Here is a 22,805-nt window from a genome sequence, read left to right as displayed (position 1 = left end):
CGCCTTCCGCCCGCTCACCGCGTCCCCTTCCCGCTCCCGCGCCGCAGCGCGCCCGCCGCCAGCCGGCCGGCCACCGTGACGCCCAGCGCCAGCAGACCCACCCGCCGGGACAGCCGTACCGCCCGCTCGATGTCGGCCACCGCCGGCGGCCGCGCCCCGCCGTTGAGCACCGGCCGGTGCTCCACCCGCCCGCCGTACGCCAGGGTGCCGCCCAGCCGGACGCCCAGCGCCCCCGCGAAGGACGCCTCCACCGGGCCCGCGTTGGGGCTCGGGTGCGCCGCGCCGTCCGCCCGCCAGGCCCGCAGCGCACCGCGCCGGTCCGGGCCCGCCAGCACCGCCAGCACAGCGGTCAACCGCGCGCCCGGCCAGCCGGCGACATCGTCGAGGCGGGCCGCCGCCCAGCCGAACCGGCGGTACCGCGGCGACCGGTGACCGACCATCGCGTCCAGGGTGTTGACCGCGCGGAACGCCACCAGACCGGGCACCCCGCCCAGCGCGCCCCACACCAGGGCGCCCACCACGGCGTCCGAGGTGTTCTCGGCGACCGACTCCACCACCGCGCGGGCCATCTGCGGCCCGTCCAGCGCCTGCGGATCGCGCCCGCACAGATGCGGCAGCCGCTCCCGCGCCACGTCCAGATCGCCGACGGCCAGCGCCCAGCCCACGGCGCGCGCCTCCCGGCCCAGCGAGGTGCCGCCCAGTACGGCCCACACCGCCGCCGCGGTCAGCGCCGTACGGGCGCCCGGACGGCGGTGCAGGGCGCGCTCCAGCAGTGCGGCGCCGACGGCCGCGCCGCCCGCGCACAGCGCGGTGTGCACCGCCCCGTAACCCCGGTGGTCGCGCCACAGCCGGCGCTCGACGGCGCCCGCGGCCCGGCCGAACGCGGCCACCGGATGGCCGCGCCGCGGGTCCGCCGCGATCAGATCACCGAGGAAGCCGAGGGCCGCGCCGCACGCATATCCCGCGTGTTCGCCGCGCACCGGATCAGGCCGCCGTACGTCCGTGAACGGGCCCTGCGGCAGCGGGCAGTGGGGTTCTCGACGGGCAGCCGGGCATGGCGGTATGTCCTCACTCAGGGTCCTCGCCCTGGCTCGACGCGACGGCGACCAGAGTCTCCTGGCTCCCGGATCGGCGCCGCCCCCGGCCTTCCCGTCCGCACGGAGTTCGACGTGCTACGGACCGTGGCTCTCGTTGGAGGAGCGCTCCCCGGTGACAGTGGCGGGACCGCGCCGGATTCGCACCGGACTTCCTCTGCTGTCGCCGATTGGCCCGGGCAGTCCACCACGGCCCGTGAAGGCCCGTCAACTCGCCCTTGACCTGCGATGCAGCGCCGCCGTCTGACCTGTGGCCAAGACCACAGGGCGACCGCCGGCGCACCACCCCGCCCGGACACACGCGGACGGGGCGCCCGGCGGCCGCGGCTGCTGCCGCGTCCACCGGACGCCCCGTCCACCGCCGGAGCCGTCGGCGCCGCTCTCAGGCGGCGACGATCAGATAGATCCCGTACGCCACCGCCGCCGCGCACAGCGCGAAGGCGGCCAGTGCCCCGGCGCGCGCGCCGGCGGCCGGTGCCGTGGTGGCCGCGCCGTCGCCGTCCGCGGCCGGCTTGCGGGAGGTCCCCACGATCCCGACGGTGAACAGGCCCACGATCCCCACCGTCACCGCGAGGCTGACGCCGAAGACCTGGCCGAGAGCTGCCCAGTCGATGTGCATTGCTGGTCCTTAGGGTTCTTGGGCTCGGGGGCCGTGGATCGGGTGGTCGGCGTCAGGAGGTGGCGGACACGGGCCGGGCGGGGGCCTGGGCGGGCGTGGCCGCGGCGTCCGCCTCGGCGGCTGCCGGGGCGGTGGCCGCCGGGGCGACCGGGCCCGCCGGGGGAGGGGCGACGGCCTGCAGCGCCGTGGTGACGACACCGGCCGGCTCCGCCGCCGGACCCTCGTTGACGTTGGTGTGGTCGACCGGCTTGCGCCGGGAGGCCGCCCAGATGCCGCCGCAGACCGCCAGCGCCAGGACGGCCACCGCCGCCACACCCCAGGTGCCCTGGTCGGCGAGGAACGCGGCCCCCGCGGAGACCAGGCCGGCGGCCGGCAGCGTCAGCCCCCAGGCCACGACCATCCGCCCGGCCGTGGACCAGCGCACCACGCCGCCCTTGCGGCCCAGCCCGGAGCCCATCACGGCGCCCGAGCAGACCTGGGTGGTGGAGAGCGCGAAACCGAGGTGGGAGGAGGCCAGGATGGTGGCGGCCGCGCCCGTCTGGGCGGCGAAGCCCTGCGGCGGCCGGATGTCGGTGATGCCCTTGCCCATCGTGCGGATGATCCGCCAGCCGCCCAGGTAGGTGCCGAGCGCGATGGCCAGGCCGGCGGAGGCGATCACCCAGAGCGGCGGGTCGGAGTGCGGGGCGATGACCCCGCCGGTGATCAGCGCGAGGGTGATCACGCCCATCGTCTTCTGCGCGTCGTTGGTGCCGTGGGCCAGCGAGACCAGCGCCGCCGAGGCGATCTGACCGGCGCGGTAGCCCTTGGCGGTGTCCTCCTCGGCGCGGCCGCGGGTCAGCCGGTAGGTGAGCCGCGTCGCCGCCATCGCGGCGAGCCCCGCGACGAACGGCGCGGCCACCGCCGGGATCAGGACCTTCATCACCACGGCCTGGCCGTGCACCCCGTCGGCGCCCGCGGACACCAGGGTCGCGCCGATCAGACCACCGAACAGGGCGTGGGACGAGCTGGAGGGGAGACCGGCGAGCCAGGTCAGGAGGTTCCAGATGATCGCGCCGACCAGACCGGCGAAGATCACTTCAGGTCTGACGCCGGCCCGTTCGTCGATGATGCCGCCGGAGATGGTCTTCGCCACCTCCACGGAGAGGAATGCCCCGACGAGATTGAGTCCCGCCGACATCGCCACCGCGACCTTGGGTCGCAGAGCCCCGGTGGAGATGGTGGTGGCCATTGCGTTGGCCGTGTCGTGGAAGCCGTTCGTAAAGTCGAACACCAAGGCCGTGACGATCACGATCCCGATGAGAAGCGTGATGTGTTCCATTCACCCAGGCAATCCGTTCGATGGTCAGTGTCCTCGGGAACGTACGGACAGCGGGTGAACGGAAAGTGAACTGGGCCGGGCGCCGCGGTGACGCCCCCGCAGTGTTCACGCGGAGGCGCCTCAGCCGTCACTTCCGTCTCACCCGTCGGCACATTCCTTGTGCTGGGCCGGGGTGCCGTTCCAGCGGTCCTGATCCCCCGGCAGCGGGCCATGGTGTAGATCACCGGCCGCCGGCCCGTTCTGCGCCTGCCGGGTGTCCGACGAAGCGCTGGGCACCGCGAAGTCGCGGCCGTCGGCCGCGTCCGGCGGGCGGCGCGGTCACAGGTCATGGGTGCCCCCTGGCGATGACATGTGAGGAGGTGCGGATCACTCGACGTTAACGGATGATCGACGCAAGGTGGTCGAACTCCGGCCAATCACCCGCAGTGGAACAGCCATCCCTATACGGCGGATACCGGGCGGCCGGTGCCGGCGCGTACAGTGCCCCGGCCCGCCCGTACGGTGTCGTGCACCGCCCTCGTGCCTTTCCGCACGTCCCGCAGCGTCGCACCGGAGGAACGCCATGAAGGAGCACCCCGACCACCTCTCCGACGCCTGGAGCGAGCTGGTCGCCACCGCCCGCCGGACCGCCGCCGACGGCCTCGTCGTCGGTACCTCGGGCAACGTCTCGGTCCGCGTCAGGGACCTGATCCTCGTCACCCCCAGCGGCATCCCCTACGACCGGCTGGGCCCCGCCCATCTCACCGGGGTGGACATCGAAGGCCGCCCGATCGTCGGCAGACTCCGCCCGACCAGCGAACTCCCGCTCCACCTGGCCGTCTACCGCCACACCCCGGCCACCGCGATCGTGCACACCCACGCCCCGCACGCCACCGCCGTCTCCACCCTCGTCCCCGAACTCCCGCCCGTCCACTACATGGCCGCCGCGCTCGGCGGCCCCGTGCGCGTCGCCCCCTACGCCCTCTACGGCAGCGACGAACTCGCCGCCCACATGCTCGACGCGCTCCGCGACCGCACCGCCGCGCTCCTGCAGAACCACGGCACCATCGCCTACGGCGACAGCCTCGCCCAGGCCCTGGAACGCACCGCCCAACTGGAGTGGATGTGCCGGGTCTGGCTCACCGCCGCCGCCGTCCCCGGCCACACCCCCAGCCTGCTCTCGCCCGCCCAGCTCGACGCCGCCGGCGAACGGCTGCGCGGCTACGGCCAGCCCGAAGACGATGCCCGGTAGCGCCCCGCGCGGCACGGCACCGCCGGCACGGCCGGTCCGGCCGCCGGTCCCGGGCGCCCGGTGGCCGGGACCGGTGGCGCTGCGCACACTGGAGGGGTGCGACTGGGTACCGTGGCGGCGGTGACCGCCACCACCGTGATCGGAGCCGGGGCGGCCGCCGTGGCGGCCGGGCGGTACGCCGGCGACGTTGCCCTGAAACCGTCCCCCGGCCACCCCTTCCCGGGCGACTCCCGCCTCACCGTCCACTCCGCCGACGGCGACCACATCGTCCTCACCCGCAGCCTGGGATCCCTCCGACCCGGCATCTACGGCCTCTCCGGCGCCGGCTGCCACGCCGTCGTCGGTCCCGTCGTCCACGGCACACCGCATCCGCCCGATGCCGTCGTCCGCCGACTGGAGCGGGTCACCCACGGCACCCTGCGGCCCGGCGCGCGGATGCGGCTGACCCCGCAGGTGCACCTCGGCACCCCCTACGACGCCCTCGGCCTCGCCTTCACCGACGTCGACGTCCCCGGCGAACTGGGCGCCCTGCCCGCGTGGTTCGTGCCCGGTGCCCGCGACACCTGGGTCATCACCGTGCACGGCCTCGGCACCACCCGCGAACACCCCATGGTGGTGCTGCCCTTCCTGCACCGGCACCGCTTCCCCGTCCTCGACCTCGCCTACCGCAACGACCCCGGCGCCCCGCGCACCGCCGACGGCCTGCACCACCTCGGCGACACCGAATGGCGCGACCTGGACGCCGCGATCCGCTACGCCGTCCGGCACGGCGCCCGCGCGGTCGTCCTCCACGGCTGGTCCGCCGGCGCCACCATGGCCCTGCGCGCCGCCCTCAACTCCCCGCTGCGCGACCGGGTCTCCGGCCTCGTCCTGGACTCCCCGGTGCTCGACCGGCACGCCACCGTCCGCGCGCTGGCCGCCGCCCGGCGCATCCCGCGCGCCCTGCTCCCGCTGGCCGTCCGCGCCGCCGAGGGGCACACCGGACTGCCGGTCGACCGCCCCGCCGACGCCGTCGAGGCCGACGAACTCGACGTGCCCGTCCTCCTCTTCCACGGCCCCGAGGACACCCTCGCCCCCTGGGACGCCTCCCGCCGCCTGGCCGCCCGCCGTCCGGAGCTGATCACCCTGCACCCCGTCCCGCACGCCCCGCACGCCGCGATGTGGAACGCCGCCCCGGACCGCTACGAGGAGACCCTGCGCCGCTTCCTCACCCCGCTGATGTGACCCCGCCGCCCGGCGGACCCCCGGGTGCCTCCGCTTCCGCGGCCGGAGCCGGAGATGGCCGGCCGGACAACTCCCACCGGCCGGAGCGGGACGGCGGGGTGACGCGGGGCCGAAGAGCCGCAAGCAGGGTTCCGATTGGGTTTTCGGGCCGTCAGCGGCAAGACTGCTCCTGTGACGTCCCGTACACCGCGCGACTCCCGGCTCCGACTCGTCCCCCGACAACCGATTGCGGCCGCCCGCCGGGCGGTGAGCACCCGGGCCGCCCGCCCGGCGCCCCGGCCACCCGAGGGCACTCCGCCGCCCGCGGAACTGGCCCGCCAGGCGCGCGCCGTACTGGCCGGCGCGGCCCGTCTCGCGCGCTGGGCCGACCACGCGGGCAGCCTCCGCGCCGGCCCCGACGGATCGCTCCCGGAAGCCGCCGTCGCCGGCGCTGCCGAGGCCCTGGGCCTGACCCACCGCCAGGTGCGCGCCGACTGGGACCGGGCCCGGCTCGCCGGGCTCGTCGAACTCCACGACGGCCTGGCCCGCCCCGGCTGGCGGCTGCGTGCCTGGGACCGCGACGACACCGCCGCCCTGCGCGGCTGGGTCGCGCTCTTCGACGCCTGGTCGCTGGCCCTCGCCGCGCCGGCCGCGGCCGGCCCCTCCGCCGTCGCCGAGGTCGTCGAGGCCGTCCCGCAGCTGCTGTCCCTGCTGCACCTGTCCGCCGGACCGGTCCGGCTGCCGGTGCTGCTGGACATGCTCGGCCAGCGCGTCGCCGAACTGCGCACCGAGCGCTGCGAGGTGCCCTACGGAACGGACCCGGCGGACGGTACCGACGCCGCGGGGCCGGCGAGCGACGCCGCGGGGGCGCCGCTCGCCGACCTCCTGCGCTGGGCGCTGGACGCCCTGCTCGCGGTCGGCGCGCTGATGCCGCCGCGCGGCGCCCACGAGGCCGGCGAAGGCACCGGTGAGTGGCACCACGGCCAGGAGGCGCAGCTGACGCCGCTGGGCAACTGGTCGGTGTGGGTCAAGCTGGAGCAGATCTGCGTCGCCGCGCAGAGCCCGGCCGGCAACATCGAGCAGTCCGCGGAGGCGATGCTGCGCGGCTGCGCCCGGCTGACCCCGGGCCCGGCCCGCGCCGAGTACCGCGCCTGGCTCGCCGCCCGCTCCGTCGGCGCCGCCGTCGAGGAACTCCTCGCCGTCGCCCGCGGCGAGGACGCGCTGCTGCGCGGACTGGCCTTCGAGGCGCTGCGCGCCGTCGGCGCCCCCGCCGAACCGGCCGTGCGCGCCGCCGCCGACGAGTCCGTGCTGCGCCCCTACGCCCTGCTGTGGCTCTTCGAGCACGAGGGCGGCGATCCCGAGACCGCCTCCGACGTCCTCACCCGCGAGGAGTCGACCTGGCTGTGGGTGGACACCGCGGCGGCCGTCGCCGACCACGGGGAGACCCAACTGCTCGTCCGGCACCTGGACTCGGCCGTCCAGGGCTCGGTGCCGCGGCTGCTGGCGGAGGTCCGCGCCGTCGGCCACCCCCGCACCGTGCAGGTGCTGGTCGCGCTGGCCGCCGCGCACCCCGACCCGGCCCTCGCCAAGGCCGTCCGCCGGGCCGCCTTCCAGGTCCACACCGGCGGCGCGTAACGCCCCGGGCACCCCGGCCGGGCCCTGGCGGCTCATGACCCCGCCCCGCCCGGCCGGTAGGTGCCGAAGCTCCAGACATTGCCCTCGGCATCCCGGGCCAGATAGTCGCGCGAGCCGTAGTCCTGGTCGGTGGGCGGCACCAGGATCTCCACCCCGGCCCGCCGGGCCCGCTCGCAGTGCGCGTCGGGATCGTCGACGACGACATAGACCCCGCTCGGCCCGGCGTCCCCCATCGCCTCGTCGAACGGGCCGCCGTGGCCCTTCGAACCGACCATCACCGCGCCGTCGCCGTAGGCGAGTTCGGCATGCAGCACCGTGCCGTCCTCCCCGTCGTACCGTGCGGCGACGGTGAATCCGAACGCCTCCGTCAGCTGACCCAGGGCGGCCGGGGCGTCCCGGTAGCGCAGCGTCGGGAACATCGTCGGCGTGCCTGCCATGCTGATCACCATGCCTCTCGCGCACCGGACGGCGCCCTGCCGCCCGGATTCCTGTGTCCTGCCTCACAGTCTCGCAGGAGGGTCCGACAACGCCGGAAAACGATTTGCCCCGGCCCGTTAGACTGCCTGCATGGCAGTTCTCCTCTGGGTTCATTAGACGGCGCAGACCGCTCTCGGACCGTCCGTCCAACCCGCCGTCTTCCTGCCCTGGAGTTTTCCCCGTGATCACCGCTTCCGGCCTTGAGCTGCGCGCCGGCGCCCGCGTCCTCATCGAGTCCGCCTCGTTCCGTATCGCCAGGGGCGACCGCATCGGCCTGGTGGGCCGCAACGGCGCCGGCAAGACCACCCTCACCAAGGTCCTGGCTGGCCAGGGCATCCCGGCCGGCGGCTCGGTCACCCGCTCCGGCGAGGTCGGCTACCTCCCGCAGGACCCGCGCACCGGCGACCTCGACGTGCTGGCCCGCGACCGCATCCTGTCCGCCCGCGGCCTGGACACCGTGCTGCGCAAGATGCGCGAGAACGAGGACCGGATGGCGAACGGCAAGGGCGCCACCCGCGAGAAGGCCATGAAGAAGTACGAGCGGCTGGAGACCGAGTTCCTCACCAAGGGCGGGTACGCCGCCGAGGCCGAGGCCGCGACCATCGCCGCCAGCCTGGGCCTGCCCGACCGCATCCTCGGCCAGCCCCTGCACACCCTCTCCGGCGGACAGCGGCGCCGCGTCGAGCTGGCCCGCATCCTCTTCTCGGACTCCGACATCCTGCTGCTCGACGAGCCCACCAACCACCTCGACGCCGACTCCATCGCCTGGCTGCGCGACTACCTCAAGACCTACCGCGGCGGCTTCATCGTCATCTCCCACGACGTCGACCTCGTCGAGACGGTCGTGAACAAGGTCTTCTACCTGGACGCCAACCGCGCTCAGATCGACGTCTACAACATGGGCTGGAAGCTCTACCAGCAGCAGCGCGAGGCCGACGAGAAGCGCCGCAAGCGCGAGCGCGCCAACGCCGAGAAGAAGGCCGCGGCGCTCAACTCCCAGGCCGACAAGATGCGGGCCAAGGCCACCAAGACCGTCGCCGCCCAGAACATGGCCAAGCGCGCCGACAAGCTGCTGGCCGGCCTGGAGGCGGTGCGGATCTCCGACAAGGTCGCCAAGCTGCGCTTCCCGGACCCCGCGCCCTGCGGCAAGACCCCGCTCACCGCCGAGGGCCTCTCCAAGTCCTACGGCTCCCTGGAGATCTTCACCGACGTCGACCTCGCCATCGACAAGGGCTCCCGGGTCGTCATCCTGGGCCTCAACGGCGCCGGCAAGACCACCCTGCTGCGGCTGCTGGCGGGCGTCGAGACGCCCGACACCGGCGAGGTCCGCCCCGGCCACGGCCTGAAGCTCGGCTACTACGCCCAGGAGCACGAGACCCTGGACCCGGAGCGCACGGTCCTGGAGAACATGCGCTCCGCCGCGCCCGACATGGACCTCGTCGAGGTCCGCAAGGTGCTCGGCTCCTTCCTGTTCTCCGGCGACGACGTCGACAAGCCCGCCGGCGTGCTGTCCGGCGGCGAGAAGACCCGCCTCGCGCTGGCGACGCTGGTCGTCTCCTCCGCCAACGTCCTGCTGCTCGACGAGCCCACCAACAACCTCGACCCGGCCAGCCGCGAGGAGATCCTCGGCGCGCTGCGCACCTTCACCGGCGCGGTGGTCCTGGTGACGCACGACGAGGGCGCGGTGGACGCGCTGGCGCCGGAGCGGATCATCCTGCTGCCCGACGGCGTCGAGGACCTGTGGGGCCAGGACTACGCGGACCTGGTCGCGCTGGCCTGATCACCGCCATACCGCCGCCACCGGTTGGATCACGCCCGCTGGATCATTCGGCCCATGGGTGATCCATCATCTGAGTGAGAACGGCTCGTACACCGGCGAGCCTGCAGCAGGGGGCCGGGCCCTCCCGGCTCGGCCCGCGCCGTTTCGGTGACATACCACCTGACCTGGCACTTCTCGCCCACCGGGGCGTGCGTCGGCGTCGCGGGGCGCGCGGAAGAAGGAGTTCCGACCGCTCCGGGCGCCCGCAGGACGGCGAAGGATGTCGCACAGACCTTGCGGAATGGGTGGCCAGGAAGCCGGGGAGGGGTGATCATGAGAGTCCAGAGCGCACTTCCCACGAGGAGGCACGGGTGGCCGAGACTCTGAAGAAGGGCAGCCGGGTGACCGGCGCCGCGCGCGAGAAGCTCGCGGCAGACCTGAAGAAGAAGTACGACGCCGGAGCGAGCATCCGGGCGCTGGCCGAGGAAACCGGCCGCTCCTACGGATTCGTGCACCGGATGCTCAGCGAATCCGGCGTGATCCTGCGCGGCCGTGGCGGAGCCACGAGGGGCAAGAAGGCCGCCTCGGTCTGACGGTCGCGGCTCCGGGTAAAGGCGGTGCCCCCCGGCCGTCCGAGCAGTCGGCCGGGAGGTTACCGTTCAGTCACTTACGCACGCAGGTGCGGTGGCTGACTCGGAGGCGCCCTCATGACTCTGCTCGACAAGCACGGTGTGCGGCTCACCGTGGACGACGCGATCGCCACGGTGACCCTCGCCAACGCGGCCAAGCGCAACGCCCAGAGCCCCGCCATGTGGCGGGCACTGGCCGAGGCGGGTTCGCTGCTGCCGGGAAACGTACGGATCGTGGTGCTGCGCGGAGAGGGCAGGTCCTTCTCCGCGGGGCTCGACCGGCAGGCGTTCACGCCCGAAGGGTTCGACGGTGAGCCGTCGTTCCTCGATCTGGCGCGCGGTACGGACGAGGCGCTGGACGCCACGATCGCCGAGTACCAGGAGGCGTTCACCTGGTGGCGGCGGAACGACCTGGTGTCGATCGCCGCCGTCCAGGGGCATGCCATCGGCGCCGGCTTCCAGCTCGCGCTCGCCTGCGACCTGCGGGTCGCCGCCGACGACGCGCAGTTCGCCATGCGCGAGACCAGTCTGGGCCTGGTCCCGGACCTGACCGGCACGCACCCCCTGATCGCACTGGTCGGCTACGCCCGGGCGCTGGAGATCTGCGCCACCGGGCGCTTCGTGCACGCCGCGGAGGCCGAGCGGATCGGCCTGGTCAACCTCGTCGTGCCCGGCGGCGAACTCGACGCCGCGGCGGCCGATCTGGCCGCCGCGCTCGTCGCCGCGCCCCGGGACGCCGTCATCGAGACCAAGGCCCTGCTGGCCGGCGCCGTGGACCGGACGTACGAGGAGCAGCGCCGCGCGGAGCGTGCCGCCCAGGCGCGGCGGCTGCGGGACCTGGCCGGCGTCGGCGACTGACCGCCCGCGGCTCCGGTCGTCAGCCGTCCGCCACCGCCGTGACCAGCACCGCGGCCGACTGCGGTGCCGGCGGCGGACCGGTGACCGCCCGGCGGACGGCGCGGGCCACGTCCACGGGGCGGTGGCCGGCGGCGGTCGCCAGCTGGACGAGGACATGGTCGCCGGTGCGGGCCACCGGGCGGGAGCGGCCGGCCAGGGCCGGGGCGAGCCGGGCCACCCCGGGGACGGCGAGCACCCGGGCGACGAGGTCCGCGGGGTCCGTCGCGGCGTCGCCTGGTTCCGCGGTGGCCGGTGCCGTGGCGGCCGGTGCCGCGGCCCGGCCGGCGGTCCGGTCGCCGTCCCCGGGGCCGCCCTCGGCCGGGGCGTCCAGCAGTTCGCCGATCCGGAGGTCCACCGCGCTCACCCGCAGCCCCAGGCCGTCCTCGGCCGCGGCCAGCAGCGCCGTCCGCACGTGCGCGGCGAGCGCCGGCAGCGGGCGGCCGGGCGGTGCGGCCAGGTCGGCGGTGATCCGCAGCCGGCCCGGCGGCAGGGCGCTGGGCGGTGCCGGCACGGTCGGCGCCGGGGCTTCGCCGGGGGTGGCGAGGGAGAGTCGCAGGGCGTCCAGGCGCACGCCGGGCGGGGTGCCGGGGGCCCGCAACAGGGCCGCGCGGGCCGCGCGTTCGGTGATCCAGGCCCCGTCCGCCGGGCCGCCGAGCGGCAGGATCCGGCCGATGCCGAGCTGCTGCCGCACCGTGTGTGCCAAGCCGTTCGCGGCCACCGCGTCACCTCTTTCCCGGACCACCTCCCCAGCCTGCCCCAGCCCGCCCGCCGCGGCAGGCTGCGGCACTCCGCTGCCGCATCCCCGGAGCGCACCCCGCCGTCCGCCCCTACTGTGGGGAGTGGGATGAATGGTGTGAAAGGTGCATAACCCAGAAGGGACGCGCGGCGATGACCGAGAGCCAGCTGGGCGCGGACGCGGCGAGGCCGGTGAAACGGGGCGGCGGCGACCCCGGCACCCGCGGTCGGACCACCATCGCCGACGGCGTCGTGGAGAAGATCGCCGGACTCGCCGCCCGCGATGTGGTGGGCGTCCACGCGATGGGCAGCGGATTCGCCCGCACGCTCGGCGCGGTGCGCGACCGGGTGCCCGGCGGCGGGCGGTCGGCCGCTCCCACGCGCGGGGTCAAGGCCGAGGTCGGCGAGGTGCAGACCGCGCTGGACCTGGAGATCGTGGTCGATTACGGGGTCGCCATCGCGGAGGTGGCCCGGGCCGTCCGGGAGGACGTGATCGCCGCCGTGGAGCGGATGACCGGTCTGGAGGTCGTCGAGGTCAACATCGCGGTGAGCGATGTGAAGCTGCCGGACGAGGCGGACGGCGACTACGGGCCCCACGCGGCCGAGGCGGCGGAACCGCGGCTCCAGTGACCGGGCCCGGACGGAGCCGTAGCGAAGGAGCGCACGATGAGCATGACCGTGATCGGTCTCGTGGCCGGGATGGCGCTGGGCTTCGCCGGGTACTTCGGCGGGTTCGGGGCGTTCGTCCTGGTGGCGGCGCTGGGCGCCGTCGGGTTCATGGCCGGCAGGTTCCTCGACGGGGACCTGGCGGTCGGGGAGTTCTTCCGCGCCCGCACCGGCGACCGCGACGACCGGCGGCGGTGAGCGCGGATGGCAGCCGTCTACCGGGCGGCCCCGCCCGCCGCTGCCGGCGACGTACCGGCCGGTGAGCGCGGCGCCACCAGGATCGCCGACCGGGTGGTCGCCCGGATCGCCGCGCGGGCGGCCCGCGAGGCACTGCGCGAGGCGGCCCCCGGCGCCCCCACCGATGCCCATGCCACGGTGACGGTGACCCGCCGGGACACCCGCCCGCCGTTCGGCGAGGCCCGGCTGCGGATCGCCGTGGAACTCGCCTACCCCGCCCCCATCGGCGCCCACTGCCGCTTGGTGCGCCGTCAAGTGACCGAGCGGGTAAGGGCATTGGCGGGGACGACGGTCACCGAGGTGGCCGTGCAGGTGGAGCGGCTGAACTCGCCGCTGCTGACGGACCGGGCCCGGGAGCGGGTGCGGTGAGCGGGCCGGCACCGGGGCCGGGAAGCGCCGGGGAGGCCGGGACCGGTGCGGCGACCGGCGGGCGCTCCGGTGAACCGCCCGGCACCACGGGCGAGTTGGCGGCGCCGGGAGCGGCGGAGCCCGCCCCGGTCGCCAGCGGGCCCGCCCGGCGCTTCTGGTCGGCCCGCCGGGTGCCCGCGGCGCTGGTCGCCCTGGTGCTGCTGGGCGCCGGCGGACTGCTGCTCTACGACGTGGCCGCCGTACGGGCCGGCCGCACCGCGATGGCCTGGCGCCGGCGGCTGGCGCACGAACTGACCGTCCGGCACCTCGACGACCCCTGGGTGCTGGGCGCCGCGGCCGCCGCGCTGGCCCTCGGGATCTGGCTGCTCGTCCTGGCCGCCACCCCGGGGCTGCGGACCGTGCTGCCGATGCGGCGCACCGCCCCCGGCGTCCGCGCCGGTCTCGACCGGTCGGCCGCCGCGCTGGTGCTGCGCGACCGGGCCATGGAGGTCGCCGGCGTGCAGGCCGTACGGCTGACCGTCGGCCGGCGCCGGGCGCGGGCCCGGGCCCTGGCGCACTTCCGGGAGCTGGAGGCCGTCCGCGGCGACCTCACCACCGTGCTCGGCGACGGCCTGCGCCAACTCGGCCTGACCCGCCGGCTGCGGCTGACCGTCGACGTCCGGCGCCCGAAGAGGAGGTGAGCGCGCGATGCGCACCGTCCGCGCGAGCGTCAACCGGGTGCTGCTCGGGCTGGTCGGCGTGCTCCTGCTCGGCGCCGGCGGGCTGGTCCTGCTGGGCGGCCTCGACCTGCCCGCCCGCCTGCACCTCGACCTGCCGTCCGGCTGGCCCTGGGCCCGCCCGGACGACGTCCTGCTCCCGGCGGCGGACCGCACCCGCTTCACGGACCGCGGCTGGTGGTGGCCGGCGGTCATCGCCGGGCTGGCCGTCCTGGTGCTGTTGCTGCTGTGGTGGCTGCTGGCGCAGGTCCGGCGGCGTCGGCTCGGCATGGTGCTGGTCGACAGCGGCGACGGGGAGGGCGCGACGGTACGGGGCCGGGCGCTGGAGACCGTCCTGGCGGCCGAGGCGGCGGCGGTGGACGGCGTCGACCGGGCGGCCGCCGTGCTGACCGGCCGCCGCACCGCGCCGCAGGTGCGCGCCCTGCTCGTCCTCGCCCCGCACGCCGACCCCGGGACCGTGGTGCTGCGGCTCTCCGACCGGGCGCTGGCCGACGCCCGCAGCTCGGCCGGCCTGGACCGCCTGCCGACCGAGGTCCGCCTGCGGGCGGTCCGCCACCGGCCGGAACGGGTCAGCTAGCGCGGAGCCGAGGGGGCATGGGGACGCCGCGCCTGGCACGGAACTCCCCGGCCGATGCCAGCCCGGGAGCCACCCCGACCACCGGACGCCGCGGCCCGGCCCGCCCCGCCGGCCTCAGAAGCCGCGCCGGGCCCCGCCGTCCACCGGGACCATCACGCCCGTCAGATAGGACGCGGCGGGGGAGAGGAGGAAGGCGGCGGTGCGGCCGAACTCCGCGGGGTCGCCGTAGCGGCGCAGCGGGATGGTGGCGGAGTTGCGGGCGCGGGAGCCCTCGGGGTCGCCGGAGAGCTCGTCGAGCTGGGTCATCCGGTCGGTGGCGATCCGGCCGGGGAGCACGCCGACGACGCGGATGCCGCGCGGCCCGACCTCGTCGGCCAGGGACTTGGCGAAGCCGGCCAGGCCCGGGCGCAGGCCGTTGGAGACGGTGAGCCCGGCGATCGGCTCGTGGACGGAGCCGGAGAGCACGAAGCCGATGACGCCGCCCTCGCCCAGCTCGGCGGCGGCCGTGCGGGCGAACCGCACCGCACCGAGGAAGATCGTCTCGAAGTCCGTCCGCCACTGGTCGTCGGTGGTGTCGGCGGCCCCGCTGGGCGGCGGGCCGCCCACGCTGATCAGGAGGCCGTCGAAGCGGCCGAAGCGCTCCCGGGCGGCCGCCACCAGGCGGGCCGGGGCCCCGGCGTCGGAGTTGTCGGCGGCCACGCCCAGGGCCCGCTCGCCCAGGGAGGCGGCCGCCTTGGCCGCGGCCTCCTCGGAGCGGCCGGTGAGCACCACATTGGCGCCGTCGGCGACCAGTTCGCGGGCGGTGGCGAAGCCCAGCCCGCGGGTGGCGCCGGTGACGAGATACGTCCGGTCGGTGAGTCCAAGATCCATGGCCCTAGTCTGCCCCCGCCCCGGCCCGCAACGCGAAGGCGGTCCCCACCAGGCCGACATGGCTGAACGCCTGCGGGAAGTTTCCCAACTGCCGCCCGGTGGCCGGGTCGTACTCCTCCGAGAGCAGCCCCACGTCGTTCCGCAGCGCCAGCAGCCGCTCGAACAGCTTCCGGGCCGCCGCCCGGCGCCCGGTCAGCAGCAGCGCGTCCGCCAGCCAGAACGAGCAGACCAGGAACGTGCCCTCGCCGCCCGGCAGGCCGTCCACCGACCGCCCCTCGGTGCTGTAGCGGCGGACCAGACCGTCGTGGGACAGCTCGCGGCGCACCGTGTCGACGGTGGAGACCACCCGCGGATCGTCCCCCGGCAGGAAGCCGACCCGCGGGATGAGCAGCGTCGCGGCGTCCAGTTCCGCGGAGCCGTAGGACTGGGTGAAGGTGCCCCGCTCGGCGTCGTAGCCGTGCGCGCAGACCTCCCGGTGCACCTCGTCGCGCATCGCCCGCCAGCGGTCCACATCCCCGCTGAGCCTGGGGTGCTGCTCCAGCGCCCGTACCGCGCGGTCGGCCGCGACCCAGGCCATGACCTTGGAGTGCACGAAGTGCCGGCGCGGGCCGCGGATCTCCCAGATGCCCTCGTCGGGGTCGCGCCAGGTGGACTCCAGGTAGTCCACCAGCGCCCGCTGGATGTTCCAGGCGTGCGGCTCGGCCGGCAGCCCCGCGGTGCGCGCGACATGGAACGAGTCGATCACCTCGCCGTAGACGTCGAGTTGGCGCTGCGCCACGGCGGCGTTGCCGATCCGCACCGGCAGCGAGTCCTGGTACCCGGACAGCCAGGGCACCTCGAACTCCGGCAGTCGCCGCTCCCCGGCCAGCCCGTACATGATCTGCAGGTCGTCGGGGGCGCCGGCCACCGCGCGCAGCAGCCAGTCCCGCCAGGCGCCGGCCTCGTCGAGATACCCGGCGGAGATCAGGGAGTTCAGGGTCAGGCTGGCGTCCCGCAGCCAGCAGTAGCGGTAGTCCCAGTTGCGGACCCCGTGCGGCTCCTCGGGCAGCGAGGTGGTGGGGGCCGCGACGATCCCGCCGGTGGGCGCGTAGGTGAGCGCCTTGAGGGTGATCAGGGAGCGGATGACCGCGGCGCGGTACGGGCCGTCGTAGCGGCACCGCGCGGACCAGGCGTGCCAGTCGTCGGTGGTCTCCGCCAGCGCCTCGAACGGGTCGATCCGGTCGGGACGGGGCTCGTGCGAGGGGTGCCAGGTCAGCACGAACGCGGTGCGCTGGCCGGCGGCGACGGTGAAGTCCGAGCGGGTGCTGAAGTCCTTGCCGTAGGTGGTGCCCTGGGCCGGGGTGCGCAGCCAGACGGAGTCCGGGCCGGCGACCGCCACCCGGCAGCCCTCGGTGGCGCGCACCCACGGCACCACCCGCCCGTAGTCGAACCGCAGCCGCAGCTCCCCGCGCATCTCGACCCGGCCGCGCAGCCCTTCCACGACCCGGACGACGTCGGGCATGCGGTCGCGCTGCGGCATGAAGTCGGTGACCCGGACGCTGCCGCCGGGGGTCTCCCAGACGGTGTCGAGGATCAGCGAGTCCCCGCGGTAGGAGCGTTCGGCGCGGGCCTCGGCGGCGCACGGTGCCAGCGTCCAGTGGCCGTTGTCCTTGCCGCCGACGAGGGCGGCGAAGCAGGCGGGGGAGTCGAAGCGGGGCAGGCACAGCCAGTCGATGGAGCCGTCCCGGCCGACGAGCGCGGCGGTCTGGAGATCGCCGATGAGTGCGTAGTCCTCGATGCGTGGGTGCACTCCGCGGCCTTTCCCGCGCGGCGGGGGCGTTACTCGGGGGCGACCGCCGTCCGGGCTACGGCCCCGGCGCCGCCGCTCTCCGCCGGCGCCGCGTCCTCCTCGTCGCCCTCGGACCCCCCGTCCCGCTTGTCCGGCTCGGCCGGCTCGCCCTGCCCGGCCTCCTCGGCCGCGGCGGCCAGCCGGTCGCGGCGCTCCCGGCGGACCAGCACGACCCAGCCGACCGGCACCGCCGCCGCGAACAGCCACCACTGCACCGCGTACGCCATGTGCGGCCCGATGGAGTCGTGGTCCGGCTCGGGCACCTGCTCGGGGGTGTCCGCCTTGGGCGCGGTCTGCTCGATGTAGCCGCCGAGCATCGGGCGGCCGCTGAGCTTCGCCTGCTGCCGACTGTTGATCAGCATGACCTGGCGGGGCGGCAGGCCCTTGGTGTCCTTGATCCCGCTGGCCGCGGTGGTCTCGTCGGCCATCATCCGGCCGGTGACCGTGACCGTGCCCTTGGGGGCGGCCGGCACGTGCGGGAACTTGGTGAGGTCGTCGCCGGCCGGGATCCAGCCGCGGTTGACCACCACCGCCTGCCCGTTGCCGAGCACCAGCGGCGTCAGCACGTAGTAACCGATCTTCTGCTCGTCGGCGGCGGTGCGCTGGCGGACGACGACCTCGTGCGCGGTGTCGTAGCTTCCGGTGGCGGTGACCCGGCGCCACATCTCGCCGTGCGGCAGGGTCCGGCCGACCGCGGTCAGGTCGGTCACCGGGACCGGGGTGGCGGCGAGGTTGTGCGCGATCTGCGCGTTCTGCGCCACCTTGTGCTGATGGCGGTGGAACTGCCAGAACCCCAGCTTGATCATGACCGGGATCAGGACGAGGCCCACGAGGGTGAGGATCACCCACTGCCGGGACAACAGGAAGCGGTACACGGCAGCGACGGTACCCCGCGGCCCTCGGCGCCCGGCCCGCGGGTCCCCCCCCGGCGGCGGCGCGCGCCGGGCCCGCCGGGGCCGCGGGGCGCGCCGGGGCCGTCGGCGCCGTCAGACCCGGTCGACGATGCCCACCCGCCCCGCCGAGCGGGCGCAGTGCGCACCGCAGTACCACTGCCCGTCCGCCTCCACGCCCTGCCCGATGATCTGCACCCGGCAGTGCTCGCAGATCGGTGCCATGCGGTGGATCGCACAGGCGAAACAGTCGAAGACGTGCACCGCGCCCTGCGCGTGCACTTCGAACGTCATGCCGTAGTCGTTTCCGCAAACCTCACAACGTGCCATGCGCCACAGCGTGCGGGCGGGGCCGTCGGCGGGCGAGGTGCCAGCGGGTGTGTTGGCCGCGCTTCACCCGGACGACGGTGCCGCCGGCCGGACGTCCTGGAGAAGCTGCATGAACGCCGCCTCGTCGACGACGGCGGTGCCGAACGAGGCGGCCTTGACCGTCTTGGACGTGCGGGCGTCGGGGTCGTTGGTCACCAGCAGGCTCGTCAGCCGGGACACGCTCGTCGCCACGTGCAGTCCGGCCTCGATCGCCCGGTCCTCCAGCAGCTCGCGGTCGACGGAGGTGTCGCCCGAGAACGCGACCCGCATGCCCTGGACCAGCCTGCCGCCGGGCTCGTAGCGCCCCGGGTTCGGGTACGGGCAGGCCGGGCGCTTGCGGGCCGGCCGCCAGGACGCGGGGCGGTACGCGGAGCCGGTGCCGCGCGGGCGGGGGGCGGGGGCGTCGGACCACTCCGTCAGCGGCTGGCAGGTCAGCAGTGGCAGCCGGACGTCGCTCTGCGCGGCTCGGCGCAGGCTGGGGCGGAACGCCTCGGCCAGCACCCGGGCGTCGTCCAGGGCGTGGTGCGCGCGCTCCTGGACGACGCCGAAGTGCGCGGCGAGGGACTCCAGCTTGTGGTTGGGCAGCGGCAGGCCCAGCTCCTTGGAGAGCGCGATGGTGCACAGCCGCTGGCGCACCGGCGCGACCGCGGAGGCGCGGGCGTACTCGCGGGCCAGCATCGACCAGTCGAACATGGCGTTGTGCGCGACCAGCACCCGGTCGGCCAGCCGGTCGGACAGCTCCGGCACGATCTCGGGGAAGAGCGGTGCGTCGGCCAGCACCTCGCTCGTCAGACCGTGGATCCAGACCGGGCCGGGATCGCGCTGCGGGTTGACGAGGGTGTACCAGGAGTCCTGGAACTCGCCGTGGGCGTCGAGTTGGTACACGGCGGCGGAGATGATCCGGTCGTCGCGGGCCAGGCCGGTGGTCTCCACGTCGACCACCGCGTATCCCTGGGGATACCCGGCCGGCCAGTCGGCCGGCGGCGTCTGCGGGCCCGGCTGCCGGCCGATCTTCGGCGCGATCGAGGGGGCGGCTGCGCTGCGGTCTTCGAGCATGGTCACTGAGGATACGGGCCACCACCGACAGCCACCGAACCGCCGGGGCACATCCGGCCGGGACACCCGCACCACCGCGGCCGGCCGGCGCCGTCCTGATGCCGACACCGCATCAGCCCGGCCGTCGCGAACGGGCCTTCCGCACCGGGGGGCTACCGCCGGTACGTCCACCGGGGCTACCGCCGGTACGCCCGCCCCCGAAGCTGACGCCGAGTCTTACATACTTCTGAGTAACAACCCCTAGCCGTACGCCCGTCGGCGCACTTATGGTGCGGGGCATGCCGCACCTGCCCGATGTCGTGTTGTGGTCCGTGCCCGCCTTCGTCCTGCTCACCGTCGTGGAGATGGTGAGCTACCGCCTGCACCCCGACGACGACGCCGCCGGCTACGAGGCGAAGGACGCGGCCACCAGCGTCACCATGGGGCTCGGCAGCCTGGTCTTCGACGCGCTGTGGAAGATACCGATCGTGGCGATCTACGCCGCGCTGTACGAGCTGACCCCGCTGCGCATCCCCGTGACGTGGTGGACGCTGCCGCTGATGCTGCTCGTCCAGGACTTCTTCTACTACTGGTCGCACCGCGGCCACCACGTGATCCGTGTGCTGTGGGCCTGCCACGTGGTCCACCACTCCAGCGAGAAGTTCAACCTCACCACCGCGCTGCGGCAGCCCTGGACGACCTGGACGGTCTGGCCCTTCTACGTGCCGATGGTCGCGCTGGGCGTGCACCCGGCCGTGATCGCCTTCACCTCCGGCGCCAACCTCGTCTACCAGTTCTGGGTCCACACCGAGCGGATCGGGACCCTGCCCCGCCCCGTCGAGTTCGTCTTCAACACCCCCTCCCACCACCGCGTCCACCACGCCTCCCAAGGCGGCTATCTGGACCGCAACTTCGGCGGGATCCTGATCGTCTGGGACCGGATGTTCGGCTCGTTCGTCCCCGAGACCGAGCGGCCCGTGTTCGGTCTCACCAAGAACATCAGGACCTTCAACCCGCTGCGGGTCGCCACCCACGAGTACGCCGCCATCGCCCGCGACGTCCGGGCCGCCGAGAGCTGGGGCGAGCGCGCCGGCCGGGTGTTCCGCGGGCCCGGCTGGCAGCCGGCCCGGCTCCGGGACGCGGCGCCGGGCGGCACCACGGGGGCCGCGGGCACCACGTCCGTGAAGGCCGGTGCGCCGGCCGGCAGCCGCCCCGCCGCGGACCGGGCCCCGGCCGCCGGGCCGGCCGAGCCCACCGTCGGGGAGCCCGCCGCGTGAGACCCCTCGCACCCCGGCCGCGCGCCGCACGGGCCCTGCTCGTCGTCTTCGCCGTACTGGCCGCCGGCCACCTCGCCGCCCTCCTGGCGCACGTCGCCGCCGCGCCCGGCAGCGGCCCCGCGTCCCTCGCCGGCACCGCCGTCCACCTGACCAAGCCGGCCCTGATGCCGCTGCTCGCCGCCCACGTCCTGCTCCGCGGCGGCCCGCCGCTGCTGGCCGGGGCGCTGCTGTTCGGCTGCGGCGGCGACACCTTCCTCCAGATCGGCGGCGCGACCGCGTTCCGCCTCGGCATGGGGTCGTTCGCCGCCGGACACCTCTGCTACCTGCTGCTCTTCGCCCGGCACGGCGGCCCGATCGGCTCCCGGCCGACGCGCACCGCCGCGGTCGCCGGGCTGTACGCGGCCGCGCTGGTCGCCACCGTGCTGCTGCTGTGGCCCGACCTGCCCGCCGGTCTGCGGATCCCCGTCGCCGGATACAGCCTGCTGCTCACCGCGACGGCGTTCGGCGCGCTCCGCGCCGGCCCGCGCGCCGCCGCCGGCGGACTGCTCTTCCTGCTCTCCGACTCCCTGATCGCGGGCGGCCTCGCGCACTGGCCGCAGCTGCCCGCCCCTCAGTTCTGGATCATGCTCACCTACACGGCGGCCCAATACGCCCTCGCCCTCGGGGTGTTGGCGGCCGCGGCCGGACCGGACGAGCCGGTGCCCCCGGCGCCGCGCCCGCCGGTGGCGTACGGTGCCGCTTGAGTCTCCCCCCGTGGGAGACCCGAAGGTGGGGGCATGTACGAGGACGGCACGGAACTGCTCCCGATCGGCGCACTGTCACGCCTGACCGGCATCCCGGTCAAAACGATACGGAACTGGTCGGACCAGGACCTGCTGCCGCCCGCCGCCCGCACCCCCGCGGGCTACCGCCTCTACGGACCGGACGCCCCCGCCCGCCTGGAGATCGTGCGCAGCCTGCGCGACCTGGGCGTCGGCACGGCGGCGATCCGCGCCGTCCTGCGCCGCCGGCAGTCCCTCGCCGACACCGCGGCACGGTCGGCCGACGCACTGGACGCGCAGATCTCCGCGCTGCGCGCACAACGCGCCGTCCTGCGGGCGGTGGCCGCGCGGGGCAGCACCGCAGAGGAACTGCCGCAGATGACCCGACTCGCCCGCCTGACCGCGGGGGAACGCCGCCGGATCGTCGCCGACGCCGTCGGCGACGCCCTGGCCGGCGTACCCGCCCCCGCCTACCGCGGCGGCCTGCTGGCCGCCACCCCCGACCTGCCCGACGACCCCACCCCCGAGCAGCTCGCCGCCTGGATCGAACTGGCCGCCCTGGTCCGCGACCCGGAACTCCGCGCCGCCTGGCGCCGCCTGGCCGCCTACAGCGCCCGGACGGCCCCCGGGACCGGCGCGGCCACCGGCGGCGAACCCGAGGCCGCCGCCGCGGCCGAGGCCGCCGCCCGGCGCGTCGCCGCCCTGATGCACACCCGCGCCGAGGCCGCCGTCGCCGACGGCATCGCCCCGGACTCACCCGCCGCCGCACCGGTCGTCGCCGAACTGGTGGCCGCCTGGCTCCCCACCCAGAAGGCCCTGCCCGACTCGCCCACCGAGGACGGCCCGGCCGCCCGGACCCGGCTGCTGGAACAGCTGGAGACCGCCGCCGAACCCCTCGTCGAGCGCTACTGGCGGCTGCTGTGCACCGTCACCGGCCGCCCCGCGCCGCCCCGTTGGGAAACCGCCGGTGCCTGGACCGCCGCCGCCCTGCGCGCCCACCTCACCCCCGTCGAGGTGGACCGCGGCACCTTCGCCGGCACCGACCCGGAGCGGGTGCTGTACGCGTACGAGCGGGTCGCCGGCGCGGTCGGCGCGCTCGTCGCCGGTCTGCGGCCGGCGGACCTGGCGCGGCCCACCCCCTGCGCCGGATGGACCGTCCGGGAACTGCTCGGCCACATCGTGTGGGAGAGCCTGATGGTCGCCTCGATCGCCGAGGGGACACCGCGTACCGACCACTTGGCCGACCACCTTGGCGACGACCCCCGCGCCGCCTTCGAGGAGTCCGCCCGCGCCGCGCTCGCGGTCTTCCGGAGCAGCGGGATGACGGCCCGCACCTTCGGCCCCCACGAGGCGCCCGGCGCGCTGCTCGTCCAGCAGGTCGTGATCGAACTCCTCGCGCACGGCTGGGACTTGGCACGGGCGCTCGACGCCCCGACCGGGCTGGCGCCGGAGGTCGCCGAGGAGACCCTGGCGGCGGCGCGGCGCCTGTACGGGGCCGCGCCGCGCACCGCGGGCGGCTCGTTCGCCCCGGAGCGCCCCGCCCCGCCCGGCGCCACCGCCGCGGACCGGCTCGCCGCCTACCTGGGCCGCGAGGTGTGACGGACCGGCGGCAC

Annotated in this window: 24 protein-coding genes and 1 riboswitch; of the genes, 14 read left to right on the top strand and 10 right to left on the bottom strand. The window is 75.4% G+C overall.

Going from position 1 to position 22,805, the window contains the following annotated elements:
- Window positions 1-14: 14 nt before the first annotated feature.
- The 3 genes from B073_RS0127220 to B073_RS0127210 form a co-directional block, all read right to left on the bottom strand.
- Complete coding sequence (locus tag B073_RS0127220; protein ID WP_018541252.1) at window positions 15-980, bottom strand: cobalamin biosynthesis protein; 966 nt, start codon at window positions 978-980, stop codon at window positions 15-17.
- Between the two features lie 129 nt (window positions 981-1,109).
- Window positions 1,110-1,253, bottom strand: a riboswitch (cobalamin riboswitch).
- Window positions 1,254-1,476: 223 nt separating this feature from the next.
- Window positions 1,477-1,713 carry a hypothetical protein gene (locus B073_RS0127215; RefSeq protein WP_018541251.1) on the bottom strand — a complete coding sequence of 79 codons (237 nt, stop codon included), beginning with the start codon at window positions 1,711-1,713 and terminating at the stop codon, window positions 1,477-1,479.
- A gap of 52 nt (window positions 1,714-1,765) precedes the next feature.
- Entirely contained in the window at window positions 1,766-3,031 is a 1,266-nt protein-coding gene (locus tag B073_RS0127210; RefSeq protein ID WP_018541250.1) for an inorganic phosphate transporter, read from the bottom strand.
- Between the two features lie 562 nt (window positions 3,032-3,593).
- On the opposite strand from B073_RS0127210, the gene B073_RS0127205 reads away from it, so the two are divergent.
- The 3 genes from B073_RS0127205 to B073_RS0127195 all read left to right on the top strand — a co-directional run bounded on the left by B073_RS0127205 (window position 3,594) and on the right by B073_RS0127195 (window position 7,100).
- A complete protein-coding gene (locus B073_RS0127205; RefSeq protein WP_018541249.1) occupies window positions 3,594-4,262 on the top strand; it encodes a class II aldolase/adducin family protein in 669 nt (222 codons plus the stop codon).
- Window positions 4,263-4,358: 96 nt separating this feature from the next.
- Window positions 4,359-5,486, top strand: coding sequence for an alpha/beta hydrolase (locus tag B073_RS0127200; protein WP_018541248.1), 1,128 nt, complete (start codon window positions 4,359-4,361; stop codon window positions 5,484-5,486).
- A gap of 171 nt (window positions 5,487-5,657) precedes the next feature.
- Window positions 5,658-7,100 carry a hypothetical protein gene (locus B073_RS0127195; protein ID WP_078508203.1) on the top strand — a complete coding sequence of 481 codons (1,443 nt, stop codon included), beginning with the start codon at window positions 5,658-5,660 and terminating at the stop codon, window positions 7,098-7,100.
- A 32-nt stretch (window positions 7,101-7,132) separates the two neighbouring features.
- Here the strand turns inward: B073_RS0127195 and B073_RS0127190 are convergent, their stop codons facing one another.
- The gene (locus B073_RS0127190) at window positions 7,133-7,537 is read right to left on the bottom strand and encodes a VOC family protein (RefSeq protein WP_037812890.1); all 405 of its coding nucleotides are present in this window, start codon (window positions 7,535-7,537) and stop codon (window positions 7,133-7,135) included.
- Window positions 7,538-7,758: 221 nt separating this feature from the next.
- Here B073_RS0127190 and B073_RS0127185 point away from each other — a divergent pair, with 221 nt between their 5' ends.
- From B073_RS0127185 to B073_RS0127175, 3 genes are all read left to right on the top strand, one after another.
- Entirely contained in the window at window positions 7,759-9,357 is a 1,599-nt protein-coding gene (locus B073_RS0127185) for an ABC-F family ATP-binding cassette domain-containing protein (protein ID WP_018541245.1), read from the top strand.
- Between the two features lie 350 nt (window positions 9,358-9,707).
- Entirely contained in the window at window positions 9,708-9,929 is a 222-nt protein-coding gene (locus tag B073_RS0127180) for a helix-turn-helix domain-containing protein (RefSeq protein ID WP_018541244.1), read from the top strand.
- 114 nt (window positions 9,930-10,043) lie between these two features.
- Window positions 10,044-10,823, top strand: a complete 780-nt coding sequence (locus tag B073_RS0127175) for an enoyl-CoA hydratase/isomerase family protein (protein WP_018541243.1) — start codon at window positions 10,044-10,046, stop codon at window positions 10,821-10,823.
- A 19-nt stretch (window positions 10,824-10,842) separates the two neighbouring features.
- On the opposite strand, the gene B073_RS0127170 is transcribed toward B073_RS0127175, so the two are convergent.
- Entirely contained in the window at window positions 10,843-11,580 is a 738-nt protein-coding gene (locus tag B073_RS0127170) for a hypothetical protein (RefSeq protein WP_018541242.1), read from the bottom strand.
- Between the two features lie 170 nt (window positions 11,581-11,750).
- Here B073_RS0127170 and B073_RS0127165 point away from each other — a divergent pair, with 170 nt between their 5' ends.
- From B073_RS0127165 to amaP, 5 genes are read left to right on the top strand one after another with little or no spacing between them, the layout of a single operon-like run.
- Window positions 11,751-12,227: an Asp23/Gls24 family envelope stress response protein gene (locus tag B073_RS0127165; RefSeq protein WP_018541241.1), complete on the top strand. Its 477-nt coding sequence runs from the start codon at window positions 11,751-11,753 to the stop codon at window positions 12,225-12,227.
- Window positions 12,228-12,263: 36 nt separating this feature from the next.
- Window positions 12,264-12,461, top strand: a complete 198-nt coding sequence (locus tag B073_RS0127160; RefSeq protein WP_018541240.1) for a hypothetical protein — start codon at window positions 12,264-12,266, stop codon at window positions 12,459-12,461.
- Window positions 12,462-12,467: 6 nt separating this feature from the next.
- Window positions 12,468-12,869 (top strand): hypothetical protein, encoded by a 402-nt coding sequence (locus B073_RS0127155; RefSeq protein WP_018541239.1) that lies wholly within the window; start codon window positions 12,468-12,470, stop codon window positions 12,867-12,869.
- Window positions 12,866-13,549 (top strand): DUF6286 domain-containing protein, encoded by a 684-nt coding sequence (locus B073_RS0127150; protein WP_018541238.1) that lies wholly within the window; start codon window positions 12,866-12,868, stop codon window positions 13,547-13,549. The genes B073_RS0127155 and B073_RS0127150 overlap by 4 nt, the downstream gene beginning before the upstream one ends.
- A 7-nt stretch (window positions 13,550-13,556) precedes the next feature.
- Window positions 13,557-14,162: an alkaline shock response membrane anchor protein AmaP gene (gene amaP, locus B073_RS0127145; RefSeq protein WP_018541237.1), complete on the top strand. Its 606-nt coding sequence runs from the start codon at window positions 13,557-13,559 to the stop codon at window positions 14,160-14,162.
- A 114-nt stretch (window positions 14,163-14,276) separates the two neighbouring features.
- Here amaP and B073_RS0127140 read toward each other — a convergent pair whose 3' ends face one another.
- The 5 genes from B073_RS0127140 to B073_RS0127120 all read right to left on the bottom strand — a co-directional run bounded on the left by B073_RS0127140 (window position 14,277) and on the right by B073_RS0127120 (window position 19,175).
- A complete protein-coding gene (locus tag B073_RS0127140; protein ID WP_018541236.1) occupies window positions 14,277-15,032 on the bottom strand; it encodes an SDR family oxidoreductase in 756 nt (251 codons plus the stop codon).
- A 4-nt stretch (window positions 15,033-15,036) separates the two neighbouring features.
- A complete protein-coding gene (locus tag B073_RS0127135; protein ID WP_018541235.1) occupies window positions 15,037-16,821 on the bottom strand; it encodes a glycoside hydrolase family 15 protein in 1,785 nt (594 codons plus the stop codon).
- 29 nt (window positions 16,822-16,850) lie between these two features.
- Entirely contained in the window at window positions 16,851-17,735 is an 885-nt protein-coding gene (locus tag B073_RS0127130) for an SURF1 family protein (RefSeq protein ID WP_018541234.1), read from the bottom strand.
- A 111-nt stretch (window positions 17,736-17,846) separates the two neighbouring features.
- The gene (locus B073_RS0127125) at window positions 17,847-18,080 is read right to left on the bottom strand and encodes a hypothetical protein (protein ID WP_026247770.1); all 234 of its coding nucleotides are present in this window, start codon (window positions 18,078-18,080) and stop codon (window positions 17,847-17,849) included.
- A 63-nt stretch (window positions 18,081-18,143) separates the two neighbouring features.
- Window positions 18,144-19,175 carry a DEDDh family exonuclease gene (locus tag B073_RS0127120; RefSeq protein ID WP_037812888.1) on the bottom strand — a complete coding sequence of 344 codons (1,032 nt, stop codon included), beginning with the start codon at window positions 19,173-19,175 and terminating at the stop codon, window positions 18,144-18,146.
- A 278-nt stretch (window positions 19,176-19,453) separates the two neighbouring features.
- Between B073_RS0127120 and B073_RS0127115 the strand changes: the two genes are divergently transcribed.
- The 3 genes from B073_RS0127115 to B073_RS48845 are packed head-to-tail and all read left to right on the top strand — an operon-like array spanning window position 19,454 to window position 22,791.
- Window positions 19,454-20,431, top strand: coding sequence for a sterol desaturase family protein (locus B073_RS0127115; RefSeq protein WP_018541231.1), 978 nt, complete (start codon window positions 19,454-19,456; stop codon window positions 20,429-20,431).
- On the top strand, window positions 20,428-21,174 hold the full coding sequence (locus B073_RS0127110; RefSeq protein WP_018541230.1) for a lysoplasmalogenase: 747 nt from the start codon (window positions 20,428-20,430) through the stop codon (window positions 21,172-21,174). Before B073_RS0127115 ends, B073_RS0127110 begins: the two co-directional genes overlap by 4 nt.
- A 33-nt stretch (window positions 21,175-21,207) precedes the next feature.
- On the top strand, window positions 21,208-22,791 hold the full coding sequence (locus B073_RS48845) for a TIGR03086 family metal-binding protein (protein ID WP_018541229.1): 1,584 nt from the start codon (window positions 21,208-21,210) through the stop codon (window positions 22,789-22,791).
- Window positions 22,792-22,805: the final 14 nt, after the last annotated feature.

It is taken from the genome of Streptomyces sp. MspMP-M5 (assembly GCF_000373585.1).
GTDB lineage: Bacteria > Actinomycetota > Actinomycetes > Streptomycetales > Streptomycetaceae > Streptomyces.
The sequence above is the reverse complement of the archived record's forward strand: the minus strand, read 5'-3'. Positions and strand labels throughout refer to the sequence as shown.